The sequence below is a fragment of the Rhodococcus sp. 05-2255-1e genome (assembly GCF_002259025.1).
GTDB classification, from domain to species: Bacteria; Actinomycetota; Actinomycetes; order Mycobacteriales; family Mycobacteriaceae; genus Rhodococcoides; species Rhodococcoides fascians.
In genome coordinates this window covers 50,466-74,561 of sequence record NZ_NOZE01000033.1, presented here as the reverse complement: position 1 = coordinate 74,561, position 24,096 = coordinate 50,466, and the positions used below count along the sequence as shown (strand labels likewise).

Sequence of the window (24,096 nt, the reverse complement as noted above, 5' to 3'; positions counted from 1 at the left end):
TGTCCACTATTTCGTTCCGGAAGCGGGATCGCGCCTCCCGGCTGAAATGGTGGACACTCAGATCACCTACGACGTCAGCCGAATGCCTGGTATCCCAACCAGCCGGCGAGGCCGAGTCCCAGAATGCCGACGCCGACGCGGAGCACGATCGGTGAGATCACCTTGACGGTCGGTGGCCCGCAGGCACCGCCGACGAAGCAGCCGATTGCGAGAGCCAGAGCGGCCCACCAGTTCACGTGGCCGGAGAACGAGAAGATGATCGCCGCAATGAGATTGGCGATGCCGAGGAAGAAGCTCTTCAGAATGCTTGCGCGCCAGAACGTATCGGACGTACAGATCAGCGCCAGAGCCAGGAAGATGACCCCGGCACCGGCTCCGAAGTAGCCCCCGTAGATGGCGACGGCGAACAACGCCAGCGGGTACAGCGTCGGAAATTGCCTGCCGCCGGACAGCGTTCGGATTTTCGGCTGCAGCAGCAGCGCAATCGCAGCCATCGCGACCAGGAACGGCACGATCACCTCGAACGATCCCTCTGGAGTGACGAGCAACAGGATGGCCCCGGTGGTCCCGCCGAGCGCCGAGTAGACGGCGTAGCGAATCAGCTGTTTGCCGTCCTTGGCGAGTTCGGCCGACGAGCTCGTAGTGGCACCCACTCCGGCAGCAACCAGCGCGACGGTGTTGGTGACGTTCGCCGAGACCGCGGGAAGCCCTACCGCCAACAGCGCCGGATAGGACACGAGGGATGCGAGCCCGGTGACGAACCCGATGAGGCCGGCGAAGAACCCGGCCACCACCAGTAGTCCGAAATCGAGCACAGTCACCGGACAAAACTACCGTGCCTAACGATCGAGCCCCTATTCGACGGGGTTCGCCATCTCCTGCAGCAAGCGGCTCGTCATCCGCACTGCCTGATCCCCACCGTCGGCGTCCTCGATGTAGACGGCGAAGGCAACATCGCCGCTGGTCGCGAGCACGAAGCGATCATCGCCGCTCTCTCCGGCAAATCCCTGCACGCCGTCGAACGTATCGAGACCACTGCTGTTCGACGATGCGGCCACGATCTCATGCAAGCGGGCTGCAGCGTCAGGGCCCATGGGCTCGGCTGCGCGGTCTGCCACTGCAGTCTGCCCGGCAACGATGGCCGGCGTGGGCGCGCTGCCGCGGGAGATCGCTGCTGCCATCTGGGCAAGTCCGAACGGTGTCACCGTCGCCTCGGCTCCGGACGCGGTGGAGACGTTCCGAATACCGTCGATCGCGCTCCGGCTGTCGGCGGGGGTGCCGGTGTAGGCGTCGAGACCGGGCATCGCATAGTGAATTCCCAGACCCAGGCGTGCCGCCGCGTCTTCCGCACTGTCGTCGCCGCGGTCGGCCTGTACGGCTTTGATCAACTCCGACGCGGTGCCGGCCGGATAGGAGCCGGCGAACACCACGTCGCCCTGCTCGTTGGCGTAACTGTTCTGTGCCGCACCAAGAATCGCACCGGTCGACGTGGACACCGCCACGATCGACGCGGATGTACCCGCCATCACCACAGCGTTCTCGGCCGCGAGTTGGACGCGCGGATCGAGCGTTGCGTGCAGGTCCGGTCCGCCCGGTCCTTGGAATCCCACGCGTCGTTCACCGGTTCCGTCGACGGTGTAGGTGTCGACGGCCCAGCCTGCGGTGGCGTCGCGGCCGGATTGCCATGCGGCGCGCAGGGAGTCGAGCACAGGGGAGGTGATTCGACGGTCGTCGACGATGAGCTTCGGCTGCGGGGCGACCACCACTCCCGGCACCGCTCGCAGATCGTCTTCGAGAACGGCGAAGTCGTCGTCGCGCAGTGTCACTGCGGTGATCGGAGCTCCGTGGGCCGAATCGAGTTCCTTCAGTAGCGATTCGGAGGTGATCAGCGGCGCGACGACGTCGATGACATCGGCGAGTTGCTGAGTCGACGCCGCCGGATCACTGATCTGGGCGGGGTCGAGAGAGATGGCGTTGATGGTCCGCTCACTCATCAGCACGTTGTTCGCGGAATCGAAGATCAACGGCGGAGCGGCGTCGGTGCGGGTGTAGCGAACCGACCCACCGGAGGTCAGATCCGGAACGAGCGTGGCCGGATCCCACGCGATACGCCAGCCGACACTGAGCTTCTTGGTTGCGCCCTGAGCGCTGTACTTCCAGTCCTTGCCCTCGCCGAAATTCCAGGCAGACGCGAGCGTGAAGAATCCGCTCTCGTCGGAGAGATCCATGTACTGAGTCAGGTCGAAGTCGCCCGTCGATCTACCGTCGGCCGACAAACCGTCGAACATCTGATTCAGAGCTGCCGTCGCGGCGTTCGGGTACGTCGTCAGTGCGGCCGCCGCCGCGACATCGCGGTTGTCCAGCGCGTCGACGAATTTGGAGACCAATACCTCGGCCTCGCTCGGTGGGCGGTCGACCATCCAGAACACGGCCGAGACCGACAGCGTCGCCGATGCTGCAACTGCGACGAGGTAGCGACCGCGGACCTTGCGCGGGCCACGACGGACACGACTCATAGAACTCATGAGTCACAATATTCACTGTAGTCACACGAGTAACAAGCACGGGATTCATACAAGCCGGTCACGATTGAGATACGGAGTGGTCCGTTTACCTCGGGCTGTTACCTCAGAAAGCGTCCTGCAGCCTCGATGGCGGGTGCCGAACTTCCCGCGTTGTTCACGAAGACCGCGAACGCGAGATCACCGGAGATTCCGACGAACCAGCCGTGCGCTCCTTCGTTGTTCGGCCCGAATTCGGCGGTTCCGGTCTTGCCGAGCAGACCCGGAATGTCGTTCAGTGCCGTGGCCGTACCACCGGTGATGGTCTCGCGCATCATGGCCTTGATCTGCTCGGTGACCTGTGGGTTCACCGCTGCCGGCTGCATGTTTCCCACGCCGGGCTTGCCCGAGACGACCGTCGGCGGGAGCAATCCGTTGTTCGCGATCGACGACGCGACCAGCGCCATACCGAACGGTGACGCAGTCACCTGCCCTTGGCCGATGGCGGATTCGACGCGCTGCGCCGGGGTGTCGGCCGACGGCACCGAACCGGTGACGGTCGTCAGGCCCGGGGTCACGTAGTCGACGCCGAGGCCGTACTGCGCGGCCGCGTCGGTCAGACCGTTCGGCGGCAGGGCGACGCCGAGTCTGCCCATCGTCGTGTTGCACGATTTCGCGAAGGCAGTGTGCAGTGGAACGTCGCCGAGCGCGAAGTTGTCGTCGTTGGGAATCTGACGTCCCTCGATGTTTTCCGTCGCCGGGCACGGCAACACGGTGTCGGGGGTGACGGCACCGGATTGCAGAGCAGCCGAGGTGGTCACCGTCTTGAAGGTCGACCCGGGCGGGTAGAGACCGGTCAGAGCAATCGGGCCCTCCGCATCCGCTGCGGCGTTCTGTGCGACGGCGAGAACCTCTCCGGTGGACGGCCGAAGCGCGACGATCGCAGCCTGCTGCGGCACCGACGCCAGGGCGTTCTCGGCCTTGATCTGCAACGCCGAGTCGACGGTGGTCGCGATGTCGTCACCGGTGGAGGCATCGCGACCGGCAAGCTGGGTGACGGTGTTGTCGGCAGCGACCGATTGGATCGCCCAGCCTCGATTGGCCGCCTGCTCCTGTTCCCACAGCGTCGTCAGGTCGCTGAGAACCGGCGAGACAAGATTGCGATCGGTGGCCAGCAGGCGAGTCTGCGGCGCCAGGGTGACTCCCGGAACGGCCGCGAGCTGCGCTCCGATGGGATCGATATCCGCCTGACGGAGCGAGACTATGGTCGCCGAATTACCTTGTGCAGCAGCAACAGACGACGCAACAGACTGGGCGGTGATCCCGGGAACGACGGATCCGACGAGAGCGGCGACGGCCACCGGATCGGCCGTCGCATCGACGTTGACGAGGGTGACGACCTGCTGCGACATGAGCTCGCCGCCGTTGGCATCGAACACCCTGGGCGCGACCAGCGCGTCGGTCGGGGTGAATCGGACCGAGGAATCGGCCGTCAGTCCGGGGACCAAGATGGCCGGGTCCCAGGTGATCTTCCACCCTTGCGGAGTCTCTGCCGCGGTCGCAGACGTCGTGTAGTTCCACTCCTTCGGCTGGCCGTCCGGTTCCGCCGTGCCGTCGGTGGTGGTCGAGAAGCGCCAACCGGCGTTCAGCGTGAACGTGCCCGCATCCTCGTTCGCGTCGACAGCCTCGAAATCGGGAGTGGCCGTCACCGTTCCGCCGCCGGACAGCCCGTCGTACAGCTGGGTGAGAGCGGCGCTCGCGCCCGCGGGATCGGTCGTCAGCGCGGCTGCCTGATCGATGTTCGAGCTGCTGACGGCGGCCGCGAACTGCTCGGCGACCGTCTGCGGCTGATCGGGCCCGCTGTTTCCGCAGGCAGCGACCACCAGCGCCAGTACGGACACGATTGCGGCCAGAGTCGTCGGTCTTCTCGTTGTGCGCACGGAGTCGATCATGCCCCAGGCCTCCGACGAATCGGCGGTGGCGCGAACCCGAGATGGGGTGTAATCATGTAATCAGTATTACGAACCTACAGAGGAGTCACCATGAAACCCAATGGACGCTCGTTCGGTCGCCCCGGCGGCTGGCAGCACGCAGATGTTCCCGACGCCACCGATGCCGGCGACTGGTTCGGCGGCAGATTGCCCGACAGCTGGTTCGAGGGCACCGCGTCGGTCGAGGTGGATCGCGAAGAGATCGTTGTGGTCGGGACGTTGGCCACCGAGGAGGGCAGTTCACCTGCCGCCACCGAAGGCCGCATCGCCCGATTCCGAGAAGGCACCCGGGCCGAGCGCATGCAGATTGCCGACGAGGCCGAGAAGCGCTACGGACGCAAGGTCGCCTGGGGCGTTCGGACCGATTCCGAGGTAGTCCTATTCACCCATCTGGCCGTCCCGGTCATGACCCGCCTGCGTCAGCCCGAACGACGCGTCCTCGACACCCTCGTCGATGCCGGAGTCGCGCGGTCTCGTGCAGACGCTCTGTCGTGGGCCGTGAAGTTGGTCGGCGAGCACACACAAGACTGGTTGGACGAACTGCGCGGAGCCATGTCGACAGTGGACGAACTACGCAAGAAGGGACCCTCGGTCTAAATCGCTTGCGAATTGCCCACGTTCGGCATTAGCGTGGAGATCGCCTTGTTGCCCACAGATTCGGAGAGGCCATTGCTCTTCCAAAGGTTCTAGACGCCTGCAGTTCGACCGCACGCACACCTTTGGAGCATCCATGCCTCATTCATCTTCCCTCTCTGTCTCCGATCTGACGTTCTCCTGGCCCGACGGCGACCCCGTGTTCGACGCGTTGTCGGCCATCTTCCCCAGCGGCACAACAGGTCTCGTCGGTTCGAACGGTGCCGGAAAGTCGACCCTCCTGAGATTGCTCGCCGGAGAACTGACACCGCAGCGCGGTTCGATCTCGATGCCCGGCGTCCTGGGTTATCTCCGTCAGGACATCGCACTCGACCCCGAGCTCCCGGTGGATCGCGTGCTGGCCATCGATTCGGTCCGAGAGGCATTGCATCGCATCGAATCCGGTACATCTTCCGAGGACGATTTCGCCATCGTCGGATCGGCCTGGGACGTCGAGGAGCGCGCGCTGGCGTTGCTGAACAAGCTCGGTCTGGGCGGCATCGTCGGCACCCTCGACGACCTGGATCGACCGGTCGGCACGCTGTCCGGTGGCGAAGCGATGCTGCTGGCTCTCACCGCGCAGTTGCTCGCCGAACCAGACGTACTGCTGTTGGACGAGCCGACGAACAACTTGGATCGCGTTGCACGAGAACGACTGTATGCGGCCGTGGACGGATACTCGGGGGTGCTCGTCGTCTGCAGCCACGACCTCGAATTGCTCGAGCGTGTCGATACCATCGCCGAGGTCCGCGCCGAACGCAGCGGCACCTCTCGAGTACGCCTGTTCGGTGGAAACTACACGCACTACCGATCGGTGATCGACGCCGAGCAGGAAGCCGCTCGGGCGAGCGTCCGAGACGCCAAGAACGACGTGCGCAAGCAGGAACGCGAATTGGTCGACACACAAATCAAACTGGATCGCAGGTTGCGCTACGGCAAGAAGATGGCGGAGCAGAAGCGCGTACCGCCGGTCCTTGCGGGCCGACGCAAGCGGGCCGCGCAGGAATCGGCCGGCAAACTACGCGGTACCCACGGCGATCGCGTCGACGATGCCCGAACGTCACTGTCTGCCGCCGAGGATCTTCTTCGCGACGACCGCGAGATACGCGTCGACCTACCCGCAACGAAAGTTCATCCGGGACAGGTAGTTCTGACTCATGACGACGTTCACATCGTCGGTCCCGAACGCATCGCGCTCGTCGGGCCGAACGGAAGTGGCAAGACCACCCTGCTGCGCAGTCTCGACACCGCCGAGGCCGAAGTGCCGTGGAAATACCTTCCGCAACGCCTCGACATCTTCGACGAATCACGCACCGTTGCCGAGAACATCGCCGACGTGGCACCGCACGCCACCGCCGAACAGATCCGTGGACAACTGGCACGATTCCTCTTCCGCGGATCCGACGCCGACGCCGTCGTCTCCACCCTCTCCGGAGGCGAACGACTGCGAGCCGCACTGGCACGAATCCTGCTGGCCGAGCCTGCACCGAAACTTCTGATGCTCGACGAGCCCACCAACAACCTCGACATCACCAGCCGCCAACACCTCATCGACGCACTGAACACATTCGAGGGTGCACTGATCATCGCCAGCCACGATCGCCCGTTCCTCGACGCGATCGCCCCTACCCGCACCATCGACCTGACGCCGATCGCCCAGCCCACCGAGTCGGCCGAGTCGGCCGCGGAAACACCCACCCGGGAGGAGTCAATGTGACGTTCGGTGGCCTTTTCGGGGGTCAATGTCACGTTGAGTGGACTTCCAGGGTCAGAATCGGAAGGTGGAATACGCCTCGAATGCAGATGATGGGACGCAGATCGCGTACACGGTGGTGGGGTCCGGGCCGCCGTTGTTGATGGTGCACGGCAGTTTCCTGACGCACACGATCTGGCGGACGTTCGGGTACGTCAAGGCGTTGCGCGGGACTCGGCAGCTCATACTGGTCGACAGTCGCGGTCATGGCCGCAGCGAGAAGCCCCATACTCCCGACGCCTATGCCATGGCCAATATCGTCGGAGATCTGACGTCGGTTCTCGACGCGGTCGGCGCTCCGACCGTCGACTATCTCGGCTATTCGTTCGGTGCGCGGGCCGGTCTCGCGTTGATGGCGGCGAGGCCCGAACGCGTGCGTTCCCTCGCGGTGGGCGGCGGTAGTCACGGCGCTCAGGCGGGAGCGTTCGACAGGCTCTTCTTCCCGGGCTGCGCGGACGTGTTGGAGCGCAGCGGCATGGACGGGTTCCTCGAGGCGTGGAACGAGCACCGCATGTTCCCCATCGACCCGGGAACACGAGCGGTGTTCTCCGCCAACGACGCTCAGGCCATGGCCGCGTACATCCGCGCATGCGACGCCGATCCCGGCCTACCCGACGACGTCCTGCAGCACTTCACGCAACCGTCGCTGTTCTACGTCGGCAGCGAGGATCGAACCCGACTGGGCGACACCCGTGCCGCCGCCGCGCTGGTGCCCGACTCCGAACTGCACATCGTTCGCGGGTTCGACCATGCGACGACGATGGCCGCATCGGCCGAGGTGCTCGAATTCCTCGAGCGGTTCTGGAGCAACTGATCTGAACGCCCACAATTCGCCTCCAGAATCGGGATCCCGCCTCCAGCAGCCAATAATGGGCGCTCACCTCACCTACGACAACCGACCCTGCCGGCCCCACCCACAACTGATCTGAGTGTCCACAATTCGCGTCGAGAATCGGGATCCCGCCACCAACAACCAATAGTGGGCGCTCACGTCACCTACGACAACCGACCCTGCCGGCCCCACCCACCACTGATCTGAGCGCCCACAATTCCCGTCCAGAATCGGGATCCCGCCTCCCACCGCGAAAAGTGGACGCTCACCTCACCTCTTCAGCGCGGGGAACTGGTCGTCACGCCACTCGCTGTCCAGTGGTCCGACGGCCGCGTCCTCGCGGGCGCGCAACTCCACGCGGCGGATCTTGCCCGAAATAGTTTTGGGTAGCTCGAAGAACTCGATACGCCGAACTCGCAGGAACGGGGCCAGGTGCTCGCGGGCGTACTTCAAGATCTCGAATGCCGTGTCTTCGTTGGGTTCCCATCCAGCTGCGAGCGCAACATACGCCTTGGGGACGGCCAACCGCGTCTCGTCGGGAGCCGGAACGACGGCCGCCTCGGCCACCGCGGGGTGTTCGATCAGCACGCTTTCGAGCTCGAACGGGGAGATCTTGTAGTCCGAGGCCTTGAACACGTCGTCGGTGCGGCCGACGTAGGTGATGTAGCCCTCGGAATCCCGCGATGCGACGTCACCGGTGTGGTAGTAACCGTCGGCCATGACGGCAGCGTTGCGTTCGGGGTCGCCGAGATAGCCGGTCATCAGGTTGAACGGCTGCCGCGCCAGGTCGAGGCAGATTTCGCCCTCGTCGGCCAGTTCGCCGGTGGTGGGGTCGACGATCACCACGGGGACGCCGGGCAGTGGCCGACCCATCGATCCGGACTTCAGCACCGCACCCGGCGTATTGGCAACCAGTGCAGTGGTTTCGGTCTGGCCGAAGCCGTCCCTGATGTTCAGGCCCCAGTCCTGCTGCACCCGCGAGATCACCTCTGGGTTGAGCGGCTCACCGGCACCGATTGCCTCACGCAGTGAACCACCCCCGCCGGCAAGGTCTGCCTGAATCAGCATGCGCCACACGGTCGGTGGCGCGCAGAATGTCGTCACCTCGGCCCGGCGGATTTGCTCGAGCAATGCCTTCGCGTCGAACTTGCCGTAGTTGTAGATGAAGATGGTCGCCTCGGCGATCCACGGTGCGAAGAAGCAGCTCCACGCATGCTTGGCCCAGCCCGGCGAGCTGATGTTCAGGTGCACGTCGCCCGGGCGTAGTCCCAGGAAGTACATCGTGCTCAAATGCCCTGCGGGATAGGATATCTGAGTGTGTTCGACGAGTTTCGGCTTGCTGGTGGTACCGGAGGTGAAGTACATCAGCAGGCGGTCGGTGGGTGCGGTGACGGACTCGAACGGCCTGGCCTCGACGGAGCGGGCATCCGAATAGTCGACCCAACCGTCGTGGGCGGTAGTGGCGATTCGCAGATAGTCTCCGGGCACGTCGTCGAATTTGCCGGTGTCCGAGGGGTTCACGATCACGGCGCGCGCATTGCCGCGCACCACTCGGTCGGTCAGGTCGGCGGGCCCGATGGCCGTGGTCGTCGGCATCAAGACCGCTCCGAGCTTCATCACCGCGAGCATCGACTCCCAGAGTTCCACCTGGTTGCCCAGCATCAGGATCACCGAGTCGCCGCGGCCGATTCCCTGCAGTTCGAGCCAACGAGCCACCTGATCGGAGCGACGCGCCATGTCGTCGAAACTGTATTTGGCCTCGCTGCCGTCCTCTTCGACGATCCACAGCGCGGTGCCGTCGTTGCCACGGGCAATCGCGTCGAACCAGTCGATGGCCCAGTTGAACGTCTCGCCGAACGACGGCCATTCGAAAGTCGCTACCGCACGGTCGTAATCGCCGTAGGTGTCGAGCAAGAGATCGCGTGCGTTTCTGAATGCCGTATATGCCGAGTCGACCATGTTTCCTCCTGCGCCTGTGATGCCCATCACCGCCACGGTAGGGGAGATGAACAATTCCTCGCTACCCCTGAACGGGGGTGGCAACTCGGCTAGCCTCGATCACCGTGGCCATCCGATTCTTTGCGATCGCGTGCGTACTGGGGATCATTCACGCCGCGTTCTCCGCCTATTGGGCTGCGGGTGGTCGATGGATGCTCGACACTGTCGGTGCCTTCGCCACGGAGTGGGCCGACTTCGAACCGGCAACGGCACGAACGGCACTGCTGGTGCTTGCCCTCGTCAAACTCGCCGCAGCAATTCTTCCGGCCCTCGCCTATCTGAACCGGCCGCGCCTGGCAGCACAGAACCGGACGAGGGTGCCGTCGTTGATCTTCGGCATATCCTGGCCCGGCTCGGTACTGCTGATTCTCTGGGGCGGTGCGTCGTTCATCGGAGCGGTGATCGGATTGGTCGTCTCGGACGAGAACCGATCGGTCAAGTACGGTCACCTGTTCTTCGACGGCATCTTCCTGCTCTGGGGCGCAGCGCTTCTGACGGCACTGATCCTGTCCAGAAAAGCCCCGTACCAACCGCGTTAGATGCGCTCCCCCGTCTCAGGGTGGAAGAGGTGGATCGCACCGTCGAGTCGCGTCAGCCCGATGCTCTCGCCGATCTTGGCCGGAGCTCGGACGGCCGAGCGGGCGACGAGTGAGACCGGCCCGCCGTCGAGCCCCCTGACCTTCGGGTCGTCGAGGTGTGCGTAGAGGTAGGACTCGCTGCCGAGTTCCTCGATCAGATCCACCTTGCCCTCGAAGCCTTCGCCGCCGCCCTGCACGATGCCGAGCTGCTCCGGGCGTAGCCCGACGGTGACGTTGTCGAGGCCGAGGCTCGCGAGCTTGGTCAGCTCGTCGCGTTCGAGCGGAAGCAGGAACGAGCCGATCTGAACGCCACCCGAGCCGATGGGAACCGTCATCAGGTTCATTGCAGGCGAACCGATGAAGCCGGCGACGAATGCGTTGACGGGGTTGTCGTACAGATCTGTGGGAGAGGCGAACTGCTGCAGTTTGCCACCGCGCAACACGGCAACGCGATCACCCATCGTCATGGCCTCGACCTGGTCGTGGGTGACGTAGACCGTCGTGGTGCCGAGTCGACGCTGCAACGCCGCGATCTGCGTTCGCGTCTGGACTCGCAGTTTCGCGTCGAGGTTGGACAGGGGCTCGTCCATACAGAACACCTGCGGCTCACGAACGATGGCACGCCCCATGGCAACTCGCTGACGCTGACCACCCGAGAGCTTGCCGGGCTTGCGATCCAGGTACTCGGTGAGGTCAAGGATCTTTGCGGCCTCGGCCACCTTCTTCGTGCGCTCCTCGAGGGACACCCCACGCATCTTCAGGGCGAAACCCATGTTCTCCCCGACGGTCTTGTTGGGGTACAGGGCGTAGTTCTGGAACACCATCGCGATGTCGCGGTCCTTCGACGGCACACCCACCATGTTCTTGCCACCGATCTCGATGGCACCACCGTCGATCTCCTCGAGACCGGCGAGCATCCGCAGAGCAGTGGACTTGCCGGAGCCGGAAGGCCCGACCAGCACGACGAATTCGCCGTCCTGGATGTCGAGGTCGAGTGAATCGACGGCGAGCTTGTCGGCACCTTCGTAGACGCAGGATGCCTTCTTGTACGTGATTGCAGCCATGAGACTTTCTCCTACTTGATTGCGCCGAAGGACAGGCCGCGCACGAGCTTGTTCTGCGCGAACCATCCGGCAAGGACGACGGGAAGTGCTGCGAACGTCGCAGCTGCGGAAAGCTGGGCCCAGTACAGGCCCTGACCGGTGATGAATCCGACGAGGTACACCGGAATCGTCTGGGCCTGAACGGCAGTGAGGTTGACCGCGAAGAAGAACTCGTTCCACGAGAAGATGACGCAGATCAACGACGTGGCCGCGATGCCGGGCGAGACCAGCGGCAGGATCACCTCACGTACCGAGGTCCACAGTGACGCGCCGTCCATACTCGCGGCTTCGAGCAGTTCGCTCGGCACTTCGAGGAAGAACGATCGCATCATCCACACGGCGATCGGAAGATTCATCGCGGTGTACAGCACGACCAAAGTCCAGATGTTGTCGAGCATTCCGATGTCACCGACGATGACGTACAGCGGGACGATCGCGGCGACGACGGGCAGCATCTTGGTGGAGATGAAGAAGAACAGCACGTCCTTCGTCTTCTTGACCGGACGCAGCGACAGCGCGAAGGCAGCCGGAACACCCAGCAGCAGAACGAAGATCGTCGAGACGACGGTCGCGAACGCCGAGTTCAGCAACGTCGTGCCGATGCCGCTCTCCAGGACCCCTCGATACTGATCGAGGGTAGGTGTGAAGAACAGCTTGGGCGGGTCGGAGTAGGCGTCGGCCTCCTGCTTGAAACCGGTGAGGACCATCCACAGCACCGGGAAGAAGAACGCGATGCCTGCGACCCAGGCGACGAAGGACCAGATGGAACCCGGGCCCCACTTGCTCTTGCGCTTGATCGGCGCGGAAGTAGTTGTCTTGTCCACAGTTGCGGTACTCATCACGCAGCCTCCTCGGTTCCGCTGAAGCTCTTGAAGATCAGTCTCAGCGCCAGGGTGCTGACGATGATGGTGGCCACGACGGTGACGACGCCCATGGCCGCGGCCTGACCGATGTCGAAGCCGAGGAACGCTCGCTGGTAGATGTAGAACGGCAGGTTCGCACTCGCCACACCCGGTCCGCCGGAGGTCATCATGTAGACCGCGTCGAAGGTGTTGACCAGATAGATGGCCCCGAGCACCGCGCCGAGCTCGATGAATCGGCGCAGATGCGGGAGGGTCAGCTCACGGAAGAGCTTGACCGGCCCTGCCCCGTCGACCCGTGCCGCCTCGGCGATGTCCTTCGGCATCGACTGCAGGCCGGCCAGGATCAGCAGCATCATGAACGGGGTCCACTGCCAGATCAGGTTCGCCATGACGGCGGGCAATGGGTAGCGCGAGACCCAGTCGATCTGATCGACACCGAACGGGCTCAGCGCGAAGTTGATCAGGCCGAAGACGGGATCGAACATCGTGGTCTTCCAGATCAACGCGCCGGCTACCGGGGTGATGAGGAACGGGGTGATCAGTAGGGTGCGAATCAGGCTGCGGCCGATGAACTTCCGGTCCAACAGCAGAGCCAGGAACAACCCGAGAACCACCGAGATGATGACGGTTCCGACGATCATGATCACCGTGTTGAGGGCGACCTCACGGAACTGGCTGTCCTGGAACACCGCGACGTAGTTGTTGAGCCAGTTGAACTTCTGCGAACCCGGTCGCACGAGGTTCCACGACTGCGTCGAGTAGTACAACGTGAACAGGAACGGAACCTGGGTGACGAGAATGGCGAACACCATGGCCGGCAGCAGCGGGCCGCGGCGACGCCACCCTTCGGCCTTGGAGATCGTCCTCGGTCTCGGTACGAACTCCTCGGAATCGGCCTGCGCCGATCGTGTTGCGGTGGTGGTCATCCCTGGTCCTCCTGGTACGTCTTACCGACCACTTCGGCGTATTGCTGCGCTTGTTCGAGCGCGTCGTGGACGCTGATTCGTCCTGCTACTGCGGCGCTGATCTGTTGACTGACACGGGTTCCGAGGTCCTGGAACTCGGGAATGGTCAGGAACTGCACTCCGGTGTACGGAACCGGATCCACAGTGGGATTGTTCGGATCCGCGCCGTTGATCGAATCGAGGGTGACCTGACCGTACGCAGCGGACGCCTCCTCGTATTCGGGAATCTGGTAGGTCGACAGACGGCTGCCGGGAGGCACTCGCTCCCAACCCAATTCGTTGCCGACCTTGTTCAGGTATTCCTTGCTGGTCATCCACGAGACGAACTTCCAGGCGTCGTCCGGATTCTCGGACGTCTTCGGGATTCCGAGGGCCCAGGAGTACAGCCACCCGTTGTCGCCCTTGGCGGCCGACGGTGCCTTGGCGTATCCGATCTTGCCGACGACGTTCGACGACGTCGGGTCTTCGAGGACCGACACTGCAGATGTGGCGTCGTACCACATTGCCGTATTTCCCTGCGACAGTTGCGTTCCGCATTCGCTGAAACCGCTCGTCGCTGCGCCTGCCTGACCGTGCTCACGTACCAGGTCGACGTAGAACTGAACGGCCTGTTCCACCTCTGGGCTGTTGAGCTGTGCGTTCCAGTTCTCGTCGAACCACCGGCCACCGAATGCGTTGATGACGGTATCCAACGGGGCCAGTACTTCACCCCAACCGGGTTTGCCGCGCAAACAGATTCCCGATACGTCCGGGCTGTCGAGCTTCGCGGCGGCGTCGGCGACTTCCTGCCAGGTGGGCTCTTCCGGCATGGTGATGCCGGCAGCCTCCATCAGGTCCTTCCGGTACATCAGGAAGGAGGATTCGCCGTAGAACGGCACCGAGTACATGCTCCCCTCGTACGACAGCGACTCCTTCAGGGTGGGAATGAAGTCGTCCTCGTCGTAGCCCGGTGTTGCGTCGGCATACTCGGACAGGTTCGTCAGCCAGCCGTTCTCGGCCCACTGCGGGGTCTCGAAGTTGCTGATCATCACCACGTCGAACTCGCCGCCGCCGGTGGCGACCGAGGCGGTGATCTTGGCCCGCGCCTCGTTCTCCGACAGCGACACGAACTTCAGATTGATGCCGGGATTCTCCGCCTCGAACTCCGGAGCGAGCGAAATGGCGTCGGACATCTGTGAATTGGAGACGATCGCGACGGTGATCGTCTTGCCGTCACCGTCACCACCGAACGAGCCGGCTCCGGCGCAGCCGGACAGCACCAAGGTTGTCGCAAGCGATGCCGCGACAGCCACTTTCGGTAAAACCCTCACTGAAATACCTTTCCATTGGAGGTCGCCGTTGCAGGAGCTTGCGCAACGAGCCAGCGTGCACTTTCGATGTCGGTCACCAGGATCGAGGCCAGTCCGCCGCGCAGAGCACCGAGGAGCGCCTCGTGTTTACGTTGCCCACCGGTGACGAGCACAGCCCGATCACACGCCCTGATGGCGTCGAGCCCCACCGACACGGTTCGGCCGGGGAGTGATCCTCCGGTATCGATGCCGTCGGCGTCGTAGAACCGTCCGCCGATCTCGCCGACTGCACCGAGGCGGCGCAATTCTTCGAGCACGTCGAGGTCGATGAAGCTGCCCTCGAACAAGGTGGTGGACGTGGAAACGGGACCGATGCCGTACATCATCACATCGGCATCGGTCCCGGCTTTGAGGGCGCGAGAGATCACGGAATCCTGCTCCAACGCAACGACTGTCGCCTGATCGGCGTACAGCGGCGCGTTGAGCCTGATGGGTGTCGCTTGCAGGTACGCAGCGCACCGTCCGAGTGTGTACTCGACACCGGTCTGATAGTCGGCCGAGGTGATGGAGCCGTCGAGTTGTACCACCGCAGCACATTTGGTGGATCGGGTCTTCAGCGAGCTCGCCACCGCCACCGTTTCGGGGCCCCAGGTGAACCCCAGGACGTCGCGATCCTTGAGTCGACGCGAGAGCAACGTCGCTGCCGCTCGGCCGAGGGATCCGTAGCCGGTGTCCGTGCCGTCGATGACGTCCGAGACGACCAACACCTCGGTGAGTCCGAACTTCGCTTCGAGCTCACGCTCGACGTCCGCGTGCACGGTGCCCTGCAGATCGTCGGGGACGTTGATCTCGATCGTCACGAGCCCCTGGGAACGAGCCCGCGCGACCAACCGTCCTGCAGTCGGGCGCGAGACGCCCAGTTTCACGGCGATCTCGGCCTGCGTCGCGCCTTCGAGGTGGTACATCGTGGCGGCGCGCAGAGCCAGCCGGAGATCTTCTCCCGACCGCGCGGACTTCGCCCCACCGGGCTCCGATCCGTCCATGACGCCTCCCTGACCAGTGAGCAAATGCTCAGCTCGTGTTCATCTGCTCACTAAGCTAACATTAAGGTGTGATCTACACAACACCCCCTCGCATCCAGCGGCCCGTGCCACAGACCATGCAGGCCAGCGTGCTCACCGGCGTGCACGAGATACGAATGGAAGACCGGCCGGTGCCGACCCCAGCCCACGACGAGGTACTGGTCCAGGTCACCGCCGTCGGCGTGTGCGGGTCCGATGCGCATTACTACCGGGAGGGACGCATCGGCGAGTACGTGGTCGACGGCCCGCTGGTCCTCGGTCACGAGGCGGCCGGTGTGATCGTCGCGGTCGGCTCCGATGTGTCCGACGCCCGCGTCGGGCAGCGGGTGTCCATCGAACCGCAGCGTCCCGATCCCACCAGCGCCCAGTCGCGCGCCGGCCGCTACAACCTGTGCCCGGCCATGGAATTCTTCGCCACGCCGCCGATCGACGGTGCGCTGGCAGAGTACGTACTGATCCAGTCGGTATTCGCCCACGACGTCCCCGACTCGATCTCCGACGAGGCCGCAGCACTGTTCGAGCCACTGTCGGTCGGTATCGCGTCGGCGCAGAAGGCAGGAATCACCGCCGGATCCAGCGTGCTCATCGCCGGCGCAGGCCCGGTCGGCATCGTCACCGCCCAGGTGGCCCGTGCTTTCGGTGCCACCGAGGTGATCGTCAGTGACATCGACGCACCGAGACGTGACAATGCCGCGAAACTCGGTGCGACGCGGGTGCTCGATCCAGCAGTGGACGACGTGCGTGCGCTGGAAGTGGACGCGTTCATCGACGCATCGGGTGCTGCTCGGGCCGTCGTCGACGGCATTCATGCTGTGCGGCCGGCGGGTACCGTCGTACTGGTGGGCATGGGCGGTTCGGATTACCCGCTCCCCATCTCACTGATTCAGAACCGAGAACTGGTTCTCACCGGCGTCTTTCGGTACGCCAACACGTGGCCGATCGCGCGCGAGCTCGTCCTGGCCGGTCGCGTCGACCTCGATGCTATGGTCACCGCGCGTTTCGGCCTCGATCGCGTCGAGGATGCCTTGAATGCAGACAAGCAACCCGGCAGCATCAAAGCCGTTGTGATTCCCGGTCTTTCCCAGAGCCCATCGAAGGAGACGAACGTATGAAGTTGAACTCGCGCAATCTCGACGACTTCATCGAGGACGTGGCCGTTCCCACCTACGACCGTTCCGACGTCACCGTGGGCATCGTGCATTTCGGTGTCGGCGGTTTCCATCGAGCACATCAGGCGATGTACATCGACCGGCTGTTGCAACAGGGGCAAGGGTCCGAGTGGGGCATCTGTGGAGTGGGCGTACTTCCCGGAGACCGCCGGATGAAGGACGTGATGGAGGCGCAGAACTGCCTGTACACGTTGGCGCTCAAGCATTCCGACGGCACGTGGGACACCCGCGTCATCGGATCCATCGTCGAATATCTCTTCGCGCCCGACGACGCAGAGGCCGTCATCGAGAAGATGGCCGCGGAGACCACGAGAATCGTCTCTCTCACGATCACCGAGGGCGGCTACAACTTCTCCGCGACGACGGGCGAGTTCGACGTCGAGAACCCCGCCATCGTCGCCGATCTCGTGGACGGGGCCGTTCCGGCAACCACATTCGGGCTCGTCGTGGAGGCATTGTCACGGCGCAAGGAACGCGGACTGAAACCGTTCACGATCATGTCGTGCGACAACATCGAAGGCAACGGCCACATCGCACAATCGACATTCACCACCTTCGCCCGCCTGAAGGATCCAGCTCTCGCAGAGTGGATCGCCGCAGAAGGGGCGTTCCCCAACTCCATGGTCGACCGCATCACTCCGGTCACGACACCGGAAGTGATCGAGGAACTCTCGGCTCGCTACGCCATCGACGATCAGTGGCCCGTAGCCGGTGAGCCGTTCACACAGTGGGTGCTCGAGGACAACTTCACGCTGGGACGCCCGCCTCTCGAGGACGTCGGAGTTCAGGTTGTCGACGACGTCACGCCGTACGAGCTGATGAAGCTACGGCTGCTCAACGCCAGCCATCAGGCGCTCGCGTATTTCGGCTACCTCAGCGGATTTCGACTGGTGCACGAAGTCTGTCAGGACCCGCAGTTCGCCGCGTTCCTGCTCGCCTACATGGACGAGGAAGCAACGCCCACGTTGCAACCCGTTCCCGGCATCGACCTCGCCGAATACAAGCACACGCTCATCGAACGGTTCTCCAACCCGGAAATCCGCGACACCGTCGCACGCCTGTGCGCCGAGTCCTCGGATCGAATTCCCAAGTGGCTCTTGCCCGTCATCCGCAAGAATCTCGAGGGCGGCGATGAGATCACTCGCTCCACCGCAGTCGTTGCCAGTTGGGCACGCTACGCCGAGGCAGTCGACGAGGCCGGTGAGCCCATCGACATCGTCGATCAACTGAAGGATTCACTCGTTCCGATCGCGCAGAGTCAGCGAGAGAATCCGACGGCCTTCATCGCCAATCGCGCAGTGTTCGGCGATCTGATCGACAACGACCGTTTCGTCGCCGAGTACACGAAACAGTTGGCCTCACTTCAGAAGAACGGTGCGCGCGCGACCCTGGAGGCGCTCATGTCGACTCGCTGAATTTTTCGGTGTCTCGAACCTGGCCGGAGACGATGACGGTATCGCCTGCGCCGATCACCGTGTCTGCCGTGGCGTAGGTGAACCCTTCACCCGGACGCTTGACTGCAACGACGGTTACTCCGTGCTTGGTGCGAATTCCACTCTCGCCCAGAGTTTTTCCTAGCAGCGAGGCCGGGGGCGACGTCTTCGCCATGGCAAAGCCGTCGTCGAACTCGATGTAGTCCATCATCCGACCACGTACCAGGTGAGCTACTCGCTTACCCATGTCGTGCTCGGGCCTGACGACGTGGTGGACGCCGATCTGGCTGAGAATCTTGGCGTGCGCGTTGCTCAGAGCCTTGGCCCAGATGGTCGACATCGACAGATTCACCAGAGCCGATGCGGTGAGCAGGCTCGCTTCGAGATTGGAACCGATGCCCACGACGGCGCGGTCGTACTCGTGTACCGAAAGTTGTCGCAACGACTCCTCGTCGGTGGTATCGGCCACCACAGCATGCGTCAAACGGTCTGCCACGCGTTGCACTACGGCCTCGTCGCTGTCGACGCCGAGCACCTCGACTCCCTGGCTCATCAGTTCCAGCGCCAGCGACTTACCGAAGCGGCCGAGACCGAGAACGACGACGACGTCGGAGGACGGTTTGCTAGCCAATGAACGGCCTTTCCGTGGGAAGCGTGTAGCGCCGACCGCGGTCGCGGGCGGCGAGAGCACTGACCAGAGTGATGGAACCGATGCGGCCCAGATACATCAGGACGATCAGAATCATCTGGCCCCAGCCCGGCAACTGCGCGGTGATTCCGGTGGACAGGCCCACCGTCGCGAATGCCGAGACGACCTCGAAGAGAAGCACGTCGAGGTCGAAGTTCGTGCCGGCCAACAGCGCCACCACCGGCAGCATGATGAGGGCCACCCCGATCAACGCGACGGTCAATGCCTGACGTTGCACCCGAGGATCTATTCGACGGTCGAACACCGTCACCTCGCGGTCACCGCGGATTTCGGCCACGATGACGAACAGCAGCAAGGCAAATGTGGTGACCTTGATGCCGCCTGCCGTACCGCCGCTGCCACCACCGATGAACATCAGGACATCGGTGATCAAGAGGGTCGCGTTGTCCACATCCGCGTAATCGACACTGTTGAAGCCTGCGGTGCGGGGCATGACGCCCTGGAACGTCGCGACGAGCATCTTGTCCCAGAACCCGAATCCGCCCAGGGTTCTCGACCACTCGAAAAGCAACACCACCGTCGGACCGAGAACCAACAGAACGGCGGTGACGGACAACGTCATCCGGGTGTGCAAGGTCCAGCGCTTGCGAGAACGAACGCCGCGGGCACGCGATCGGATACGACGGGCGATCTCGAACAGAACCGGAAACCCGATGCCGCCCAGCACGACCGCGATCAACAACGGCACACAGATCCACGGGTCGGTGGCGAACCCGATCATGTTGTCGCTGAAGAGCGCGAATCCGGCGTTGTTGAACGCCGACACGGAATGGAAGATCCCCAGCCAGATTGCGCGGCCGAGGGGCTCGTCGTATCCGAAGAAGAAGCGCGCCGACAGACAGAGCGCGACAACACCCTCGATGATCAGACTGGTGCGAAACACACCCACGACGACGCTACGAACGTCGCCCAGCCCGGATGTGCGTACCTCGGCTGCCGCATTCAACCTGCCCCGAAGACCGATCCGATCCGCCAGGAGCAACCCGACCAAGGACGCGATCGTCATGATCCCGAACCCGCCGATCTGAATCAGGCCGAGAATGACGCCCTGGCCGAGACCCGACCAGTACACCGGGGTGTCCACCACGATCAGACCCGTCAGGCTCACCGCCGAGGTGGACGTGAACAGCGCCTGCAGAATGCCGGTGTCGTTTCCAGGCACGGTAGCCGCCGGAACCATCAGGATGCCCGCACCGAGGAGTATGGCCACCGCGAAACCCGTTGCCATCACTCTGACCGGCGTCGGCCTGAAGAGCGCGAACCGTCGTGATGCCTGGTGAGCGTCTGTCACCCGGCAGACAGTACCGGTGGGACGAGCCGCTTCGCGGCACGTGCGCGGAACTTCGTAGCAGGGGTCGAGTTTCCGCGCACATGCGCGTCAGCGCACCACTGCCTTCGCCACCGTCCAGGCCCGGCCCTGCTCGCTCAGTGTGAATCCCAGCCCCGGGCGAGCGGACAGGTGCATCCGGCCATCCCGCGTCTCGAGGTGCTCGTCGAACAATGGGTCCAACCAGTCGAAGTGCTCCACCCATGTCTGCAGTGGGTACACCGCTGCGAGGTGCAGATGAATCTCCATCGCAAAGTGCGGGGCGAGCTGCACATTGTGGTGTTCGGCCAACCCGGCCAATTTCAGGAACTGGGTGATGCCGCCGATGCGGGGTGCATCGGGCTGCAGGATGTCGACCGCGCCGGCCTCGAGGAGACGGACATGCTCGCCGACGCTGGCCAGCATCTCCCCCGTCGCAATGGAGGTGTCGAAATTCCTGGCCAGCATCGCATGCCCCTCGGCGTCGTAGGCATCGAGCGGTTCTTCGATCCAGACGAGGTCGAATTGCTCGAGGATGCGGCACATGCGGTTCGCCGTCGGACGATCCCACTGTTGATTCGCGTCGACCATCAGCGGGACGTCGTCACCGAGAAACTCGCGTACCGCGGTGACGCGGGAGATGTCGGTGCGCCAATCAGGTTGGCCCACCTTCAGTTTGATACCGCCGATTCCGTTCGCGAGCGACCCGGCCGCGTTGTCCATGACCTCCTCGATCGGAGTATGCAGAAATCCACCGGAGGTGTTGTACGTCTGCACCGAATCGCGGGACGCGCCGATCAGCTTCGCCAGCGGTAACCCGGCGCGCTTGGCTTTGAGATCCCACAGGGCAATATCGATCGCAGCGATGGCCTGTGTCGCAACGCCACTGCGGCCGACCGACGCTCCGGCCCACACCAACTTGGTCCAGACCTTGCCGATATCGTTCGGGTCCTCACCGATGAGCACCGGCGCGATCTCCTGGGCGTGCGCGAACTGGGCAGGCCCACCCGCCCGCTTCGAATAGCTGAAACCGATTCCCTCATGGCCCTGTTCGGTACGGATCTCGACGAACAGAAACACCACCTCGGTCATCGCCTTCTGTCGACCGGTGAGAACCTTGGCGTCGCTGATCGGATTGCGCAGCGGCAGCACGATCGAGGACAGCGTCACCTCGGAGATGCTGTCGACGGACGCGTCACCGGATGCGAGGGCCCGAATCGCCGCATCGGGCGCGGTGAGACCGCTCGAGGGCTTGTCGATGTACGTTGTCATCTCACATCTCCTGTGATTGCGAAGGGTGTTGCCTCACAGCCTAATTCGGGTTCCGATACGCGTCCAACACAATTCAGCGGGCCATCGATACGGCAAGTGCATTGATATTAGACGCGATGTCGGCGACCCGGCCGACGAACGTGTGATGCGTGACGCCCGACGAGTGCGGCGTCATCAGCACGTTCTCCAGGTCGCGGAACGGCAGGGAACTGGGCTCACCACGCCCGTCCGGCCCCGGGTAGCTGTACCAGACATCGATGGCGGCGGCGGCAATCTCGTTGCGAGACAGGGCGTCGAACAGTGGTTGTTCCTGAATCAGCGGGCCTCGACCGACGTTGACGACGACCCCTCCGCTTCCCAGCCTGCACAGTTCCTCGGCACCGATCATGCCGCGGGTGTGCTCGTTCAGTGGTGCGGAAACCACGAGTACATCGGCGAACTCGGCAAGCTTTCCCAAATCCTGTGCATCCGACACCCATTCGAGACCCTCGTTCGAGACCCGACCGCTTCCGGTGACGGCAGCACCGGTTGCCCCGTATGCCCGAAACAGCTGCCAGGTCTGCCGGCCGATGTGTCCGAACCCGACGAACCCGATCCGCGCACCGCTCAGCGACAACGGCTGTGGGATGGTCGGGTCGTACACGGATGTGGCAAACAATCCCGAGCGGAGGGCGCGGTCTTGCTCCAGGAACTTTCGTCGCAACATCACCGTTGCCGCGACGACGTATTCGGCAATCGACTGCTCGTGGTGAAAGGTGTTGCACACCTGCACATCGGGCCGCATTCCGGATCGATCCACGTTGTCGGTACCGGCACCGGCAACGTGAACCATCCGCAGCCTCGGGGCAGCCGCGCCCATGGCCGCACTGAACTTGCCGCCGACATAGACGTCGGCGTCGTGGAGATGGGCGATCACGTCCTGCTCGTCGAAGGGAACGCTCCACACCACCTCGGCGTTCGTCGGTAGACCCGCCTCGAACTGCTCGCGATGCGGCACGACGTTGCGGTCACCGACGACGATCTTCATCGACGCACCAGAACGTTTGGAACCAGAACTCATCGAACGAGGGCCGGGCGCTTGCTGTCGAATGTCCAGCCCTCGATCAGGTACTGCATGCCGGTGGCGTCGTCTCGGGCCCCCAGTCCTTCCTTCTGGTACAGCTCGTGCGCCGCATCGATCTGCTCGAAGTCGAGTTCGACACCCAGACCCGGCTTGTCGGGCACCGTGAGGTAGCCATCCTCGATCGTGAACGGCTCCTTGGTCACTCGCTGCCCGTCCTGCCAGATCCAGTGGGTGTCGATGGCGGTGATGTTCCCGGGAGCTGCAGCAGCGACATGCGTGAACATCGCCAGGGAGACGTCGAAGTGGTTGTTGGAGTGCGATCCCCACGTCAGGCCCCACGCGTCGCAGAGCTGCGCGACACGCACCGACCCGGCCATCGTCCAGAAGTGTGGATCGGCCAGCGGGATGTCCACGGCACCGGACCGGACGGTGTGGCCCATCTCGCGCCAGTCCGTCGCGATCATGTTGGTCGCGGTCTGTAACCCGGTGGCCCGCTTGAACTCCGTCATCACCTCGCGGCCCGAGAAACCACCCTCGGGGCCGACGGGATCCTCGGCGTACGCCAGCACGTCACGCAGCCCTCGGCAGGTCTCGATCGCATCCTTCAGCAACCAGCCGCCGTTGGGATCCAACGTGATTCGCGCCTCGGGAAAGCGCTCGGCCAGAGCACGAACAGCGGCGGCCTCCTCGGGTGCCGGCAGTGCACCACCCTTGAGCTTGAAATCTTGGAACCCGTAGCGTGCCTGCGCAGCCTCGGCGAGGCGCACGATCGACTCCGGATCCATCGCCTCCTCGTGCCTGATCCGCAGCCAGTCGTCGGCTCCGGCCGCCTCGTCGGCGCTGCTCCGATACGCGAGATCGGTCTTGTTGCGATCGGCGACGAAGAACAGGTAGCCCAGCGCCTGCACCTTCTCGCGCTGCTGCCCCTCGCCCAACAACGCCGCGACGCTGACGCCGAGATGCTGACCGAGCAGATCCAACAATGCCGATTCCACTGCGGTCACCGCATGAATGGCGATCCGCAGATCGAACGTCTGCGCGCCGCGGCCACCGGCATCACGATCTGTGAACGCGCGACGCATGGCGGCCAGCACCGCGTTGTACCGGCCGATGTTCTGCCCCTCGACCAGCACGCGCGCGTCCTCGAGCGTCTGCCGAATCGGCTCCCCGCCCGGCACTTCGCCGACGCCGGTGCGCCCGTCCGAGTCGGTGAGCACCACCAGATTGCGGGTGAAATACGGCGCGTGTGCGCCGCTGAGGTTCAGCAACATGTCGTCGTGACCGGCAATGGGAATGACACGCATTTCCGTGACGACGGGGGTGCTGGTGTGGACGACCATGCCCGACCTTTCTCGCATACCTCTGGTGATTCGGCTCACAGACGACACTAGGGCCAGCTATCGATTCCCGTCCAACACCATCTGCGCATCGACTGATGCAGTCGAGGTATCGAGGACCGGCATCCACGCGCAGTTAGACGGTCGGCGAGGCGATACCGAGACTGCATCAAACACAACATTTTTAGACTTGGACATGTATCAATCCGGCTTCTACGG

The 24,096-nt window shown here is 63.8% G+C and carries 20 protein-coding genes; 6 read left to right on the top strand and 14 right to left on the bottom strand.

Going from position 1 to position 24,096, the window contains the following annotated elements:
* Positions 1 to 74 precede the first annotated feature (74 nt).
* The 3 genes from CH262_RS19315 to CH262_RS19305 form a co-directional block, all read right to left on the bottom strand.
* Entirely contained in the window at positions 75 to 821 is a 747-nt protein-coding gene (locus tag CH262_RS19315) for a sulfite exporter TauE/SafE family protein (protein WP_027495346.1), read from the bottom strand.
* A gap of 33 nt (positions 822 to 854) precedes the next feature.
* Complete coding sequence (locus CH262_RS19310; protein ID WP_179275081.1) at positions 855 to 2,516, bottom strand: NTF2-like N-terminal transpeptidase domain-containing protein; 1,662 nt, start codon at positions 2,514 to 2,516, stop codon at positions 855 to 857.
* A 107-nt stretch (positions 2,517 to 2,623) separates the two neighbouring features.
* Positions 2,624 to 4,453 carry a penicillin-binding transpeptidase domain-containing protein gene (locus CH262_RS19305; RefSeq protein ID WP_094718196.1) on the bottom strand — a complete coding sequence of 610 codons (1,830 nt, stop codon included), beginning with the start codon at positions 4,451 to 4,453 and terminating at the stop codon, positions 2,624 to 2,626.
* A 90-nt stretch (positions 4,454 to 4,543) separates the two neighbouring features.
* Between CH262_RS19305 and CH262_RS19300 the strand changes: the two genes are divergently transcribed.
* From CH262_RS19300 to CH262_RS19290, 3 genes are all read left to right on the top strand, one after another.
* Positions 4,544 to 5,089: a hypothetical protein gene (locus CH262_RS19300; RefSeq protein ID WP_032374791.1), complete on the top strand. Its 546-nt coding sequence runs from the start codon at positions 4,544 to 4,546 to the stop codon at positions 5,087 to 5,089.
* A gap of 133 nt (positions 5,090 to 5,222) precedes the next feature.
* On the top strand, positions 5,223 to 6,842 hold the full coding sequence (locus tag CH262_RS19295; RefSeq protein WP_094718195.1) for an ABC-F family ATP-binding cassette domain-containing protein: 1,620 nt from the start codon (positions 5,223 to 5,225) through the stop codon (positions 6,840 to 6,842).
* A 64-nt stretch (positions 6,843 to 6,906) separates the two neighbouring features.
* The gene (locus CH262_RS19290; protein WP_094718416.1) at positions 6,907 to 7,692 is read left to right on the top strand and encodes an alpha/beta fold hydrolase; all 786 of its coding nucleotides are present in this window, start codon (positions 6,907 to 6,909) and stop codon (positions 7,690 to 7,692) included.
* Positions 7,693 to 7,980: 288 nt separating this feature from the next.
* Here the strand turns inward: CH262_RS19290 and CH262_RS19285 are convergent, their stop codons facing one another.
* Complete coding sequence (locus CH262_RS19285) at positions 7,981 to 9,696, bottom strand: AMP-binding protein (RefSeq protein WP_373453791.1); 1,716 nt, start codon at positions 9,694 to 9,696, stop codon at positions 7,981 to 7,983.
* A 77-nt stretch (positions 9,697 to 9,773) separates the two neighbouring features.
* Between CH262_RS19285 and CH262_RS19280 the strand changes: the two genes are divergently transcribed.
* Positions 9,774 to 10,247: a DUF3995 domain-containing protein gene (locus tag CH262_RS19280; protein WP_218829314.1), complete on the top strand. Its 474-nt coding sequence runs from the start codon at positions 9,774 to 9,776 to the stop codon at positions 10,245 to 10,247.
* Here CH262_RS19280 and CH262_RS19275 read toward each other — a convergent pair.
* Genes CH262_RS19275 through CH262_RS19255 form a run of 5 tightly spaced genes read right to left on the bottom strand, consistent with a single transcriptional unit; the run spans position 10,244 to position 15,549 of the window.
* Positions 10,244 to 11,350: an ABC transporter ATP-binding protein gene (locus tag CH262_RS19275; protein ID WP_094718194.1), complete on the bottom strand. Its 1,107-nt coding sequence runs from the start codon at positions 11,348 to 11,350 to the stop codon at positions 10,244 to 10,246. The genes CH262_RS19280 and CH262_RS19275 overlap by 4 nt on opposite strands.
* 11 nt (positions 11,351 to 11,361) lie before the next feature.
* Positions 11,362 to 12,228: a carbohydrate ABC transporter permease gene (locus CH262_RS19270; protein ID WP_027495337.1), complete on the bottom strand. Its 867-nt coding sequence runs from the start codon at positions 12,226 to 12,228 to the stop codon at positions 11,362 to 11,364.
* Positions 12,228 to 13,178 carry a carbohydrate ABC transporter permease gene (locus CH262_RS19265; protein ID WP_032367121.1) on the bottom strand — a complete coding sequence of 317 codons (951 nt, stop codon included), beginning with the start codon at positions 13,176 to 13,178 and terminating at the stop codon, positions 12,228 to 12,230. The genes CH262_RS19270 and CH262_RS19265 overlap by 1 nt, the downstream gene beginning before the upstream one ends.
* On the bottom strand, positions 13,175 to 14,527 hold the full coding sequence (locus CH262_RS19260; RefSeq protein ID WP_441344194.1) for an ABC transporter substrate-binding protein: 1,353 nt from the start codon (positions 14,525 to 14,527) through the stop codon (positions 13,175 to 13,177). Before CH262_RS19260 ends, CH262_RS19265 begins: the two co-directional genes overlap by 4 nt.
* Positions 14,524 to 15,549 (bottom strand): sugar-binding transcriptional regulator, encoded by a 1,026-nt coding sequence (locus CH262_RS19255; RefSeq protein ID WP_032367122.1) that lies wholly within the window; start codon positions 15,547 to 15,549, stop codon positions 14,524 to 14,526. The genes CH262_RS19260 and CH262_RS19255 overlap by 4 nt, the downstream gene beginning before the upstream one ends.
* A gap of 116 nt (positions 15,550 to 15,665) precedes the next feature.
* Between CH262_RS19255 and CH262_RS19250 the strand changes: the two genes are divergently transcribed.
* Together CH262_RS19250 and CH262_RS19245 are read left to right on the top strand one after the other, a co-directional pair.
* A complete protein-coding gene (locus CH262_RS19250) occupies positions 15,666 to 16,700 on the top strand; it encodes an NAD(P)-dependent alcohol dehydrogenase (RefSeq protein ID WP_027495334.1) in 1,035 nt (344 codons plus the stop codon).
* Complete coding sequence (locus CH262_RS19245) at positions 16,697 to 18,172, top strand: mannitol dehydrogenase family protein (protein ID WP_094718193.1); 1,476 nt, start codon at positions 16,697 to 16,699, stop codon at positions 18,170 to 18,172. Before CH262_RS19250 ends, CH262_RS19245 begins: the two co-directional genes overlap by 4 nt.
* Here the strand turns inward: CH262_RS19245 and CH262_RS19240 are convergent.
* The 5 genes from CH262_RS19240 to CH262_RS19220 all read right to left on the bottom strand — a co-directional run bounded on the left by CH262_RS19240 (position 18,156) and on the right by CH262_RS19220 (position 23,880).
* A complete protein-coding gene (locus tag CH262_RS19240; protein WP_032406038.1) occupies positions 18,156 to 18,821 on the bottom strand; it encodes a potassium channel family protein in 666 nt (221 codons plus the stop codon). The genes CH262_RS19245 and CH262_RS19240 overlap by 17 nt on opposite strands.
* Complete coding sequence (locus CH262_RS19235) at positions 18,814 to 20,127, bottom strand: TrkH family potassium uptake protein (RefSeq protein WP_057474423.1); 1,314 nt, start codon at positions 20,125 to 20,127, stop codon at positions 18,814 to 18,816. The genes CH262_RS19240 and CH262_RS19235 overlap by 8 nt, the downstream gene beginning before the upstream one ends.
* 150 nt (positions 20,128 to 20,277) lie before the next feature.
* Positions 20,278 to 21,477, bottom strand: a complete 1,200-nt coding sequence (locus CH262_RS19230) for an L-talarate/galactarate dehydratase (RefSeq protein WP_032369519.1) — start codon at positions 21,475 to 21,477, stop codon at positions 20,278 to 20,280.
* Between the two features lie 73 nt (positions 21,478 to 21,550).
* A complete protein-coding gene (locus CH262_RS19225) occupies positions 21,551 to 22,504 on the bottom strand; it encodes a 2-hydroxyacid dehydrogenase (RefSeq protein ID WP_094718192.1) in 954 nt (317 codons plus the stop codon).
* Positions 22,505 to 22,533: 29 nt separating this feature from the next.
* Positions 22,534 to 23,880 carry an enolase C-terminal domain-like protein gene (locus tag CH262_RS19220; RefSeq protein ID WP_094718191.1) on the bottom strand — a complete coding sequence of 449 codons (1,347 nt, stop codon included), beginning with the start codon at positions 23,878 to 23,880 and terminating at the stop codon, positions 22,534 to 22,536.
* Positions 23,881 to 24,096 lie beyond the last annotated feature (216 nt).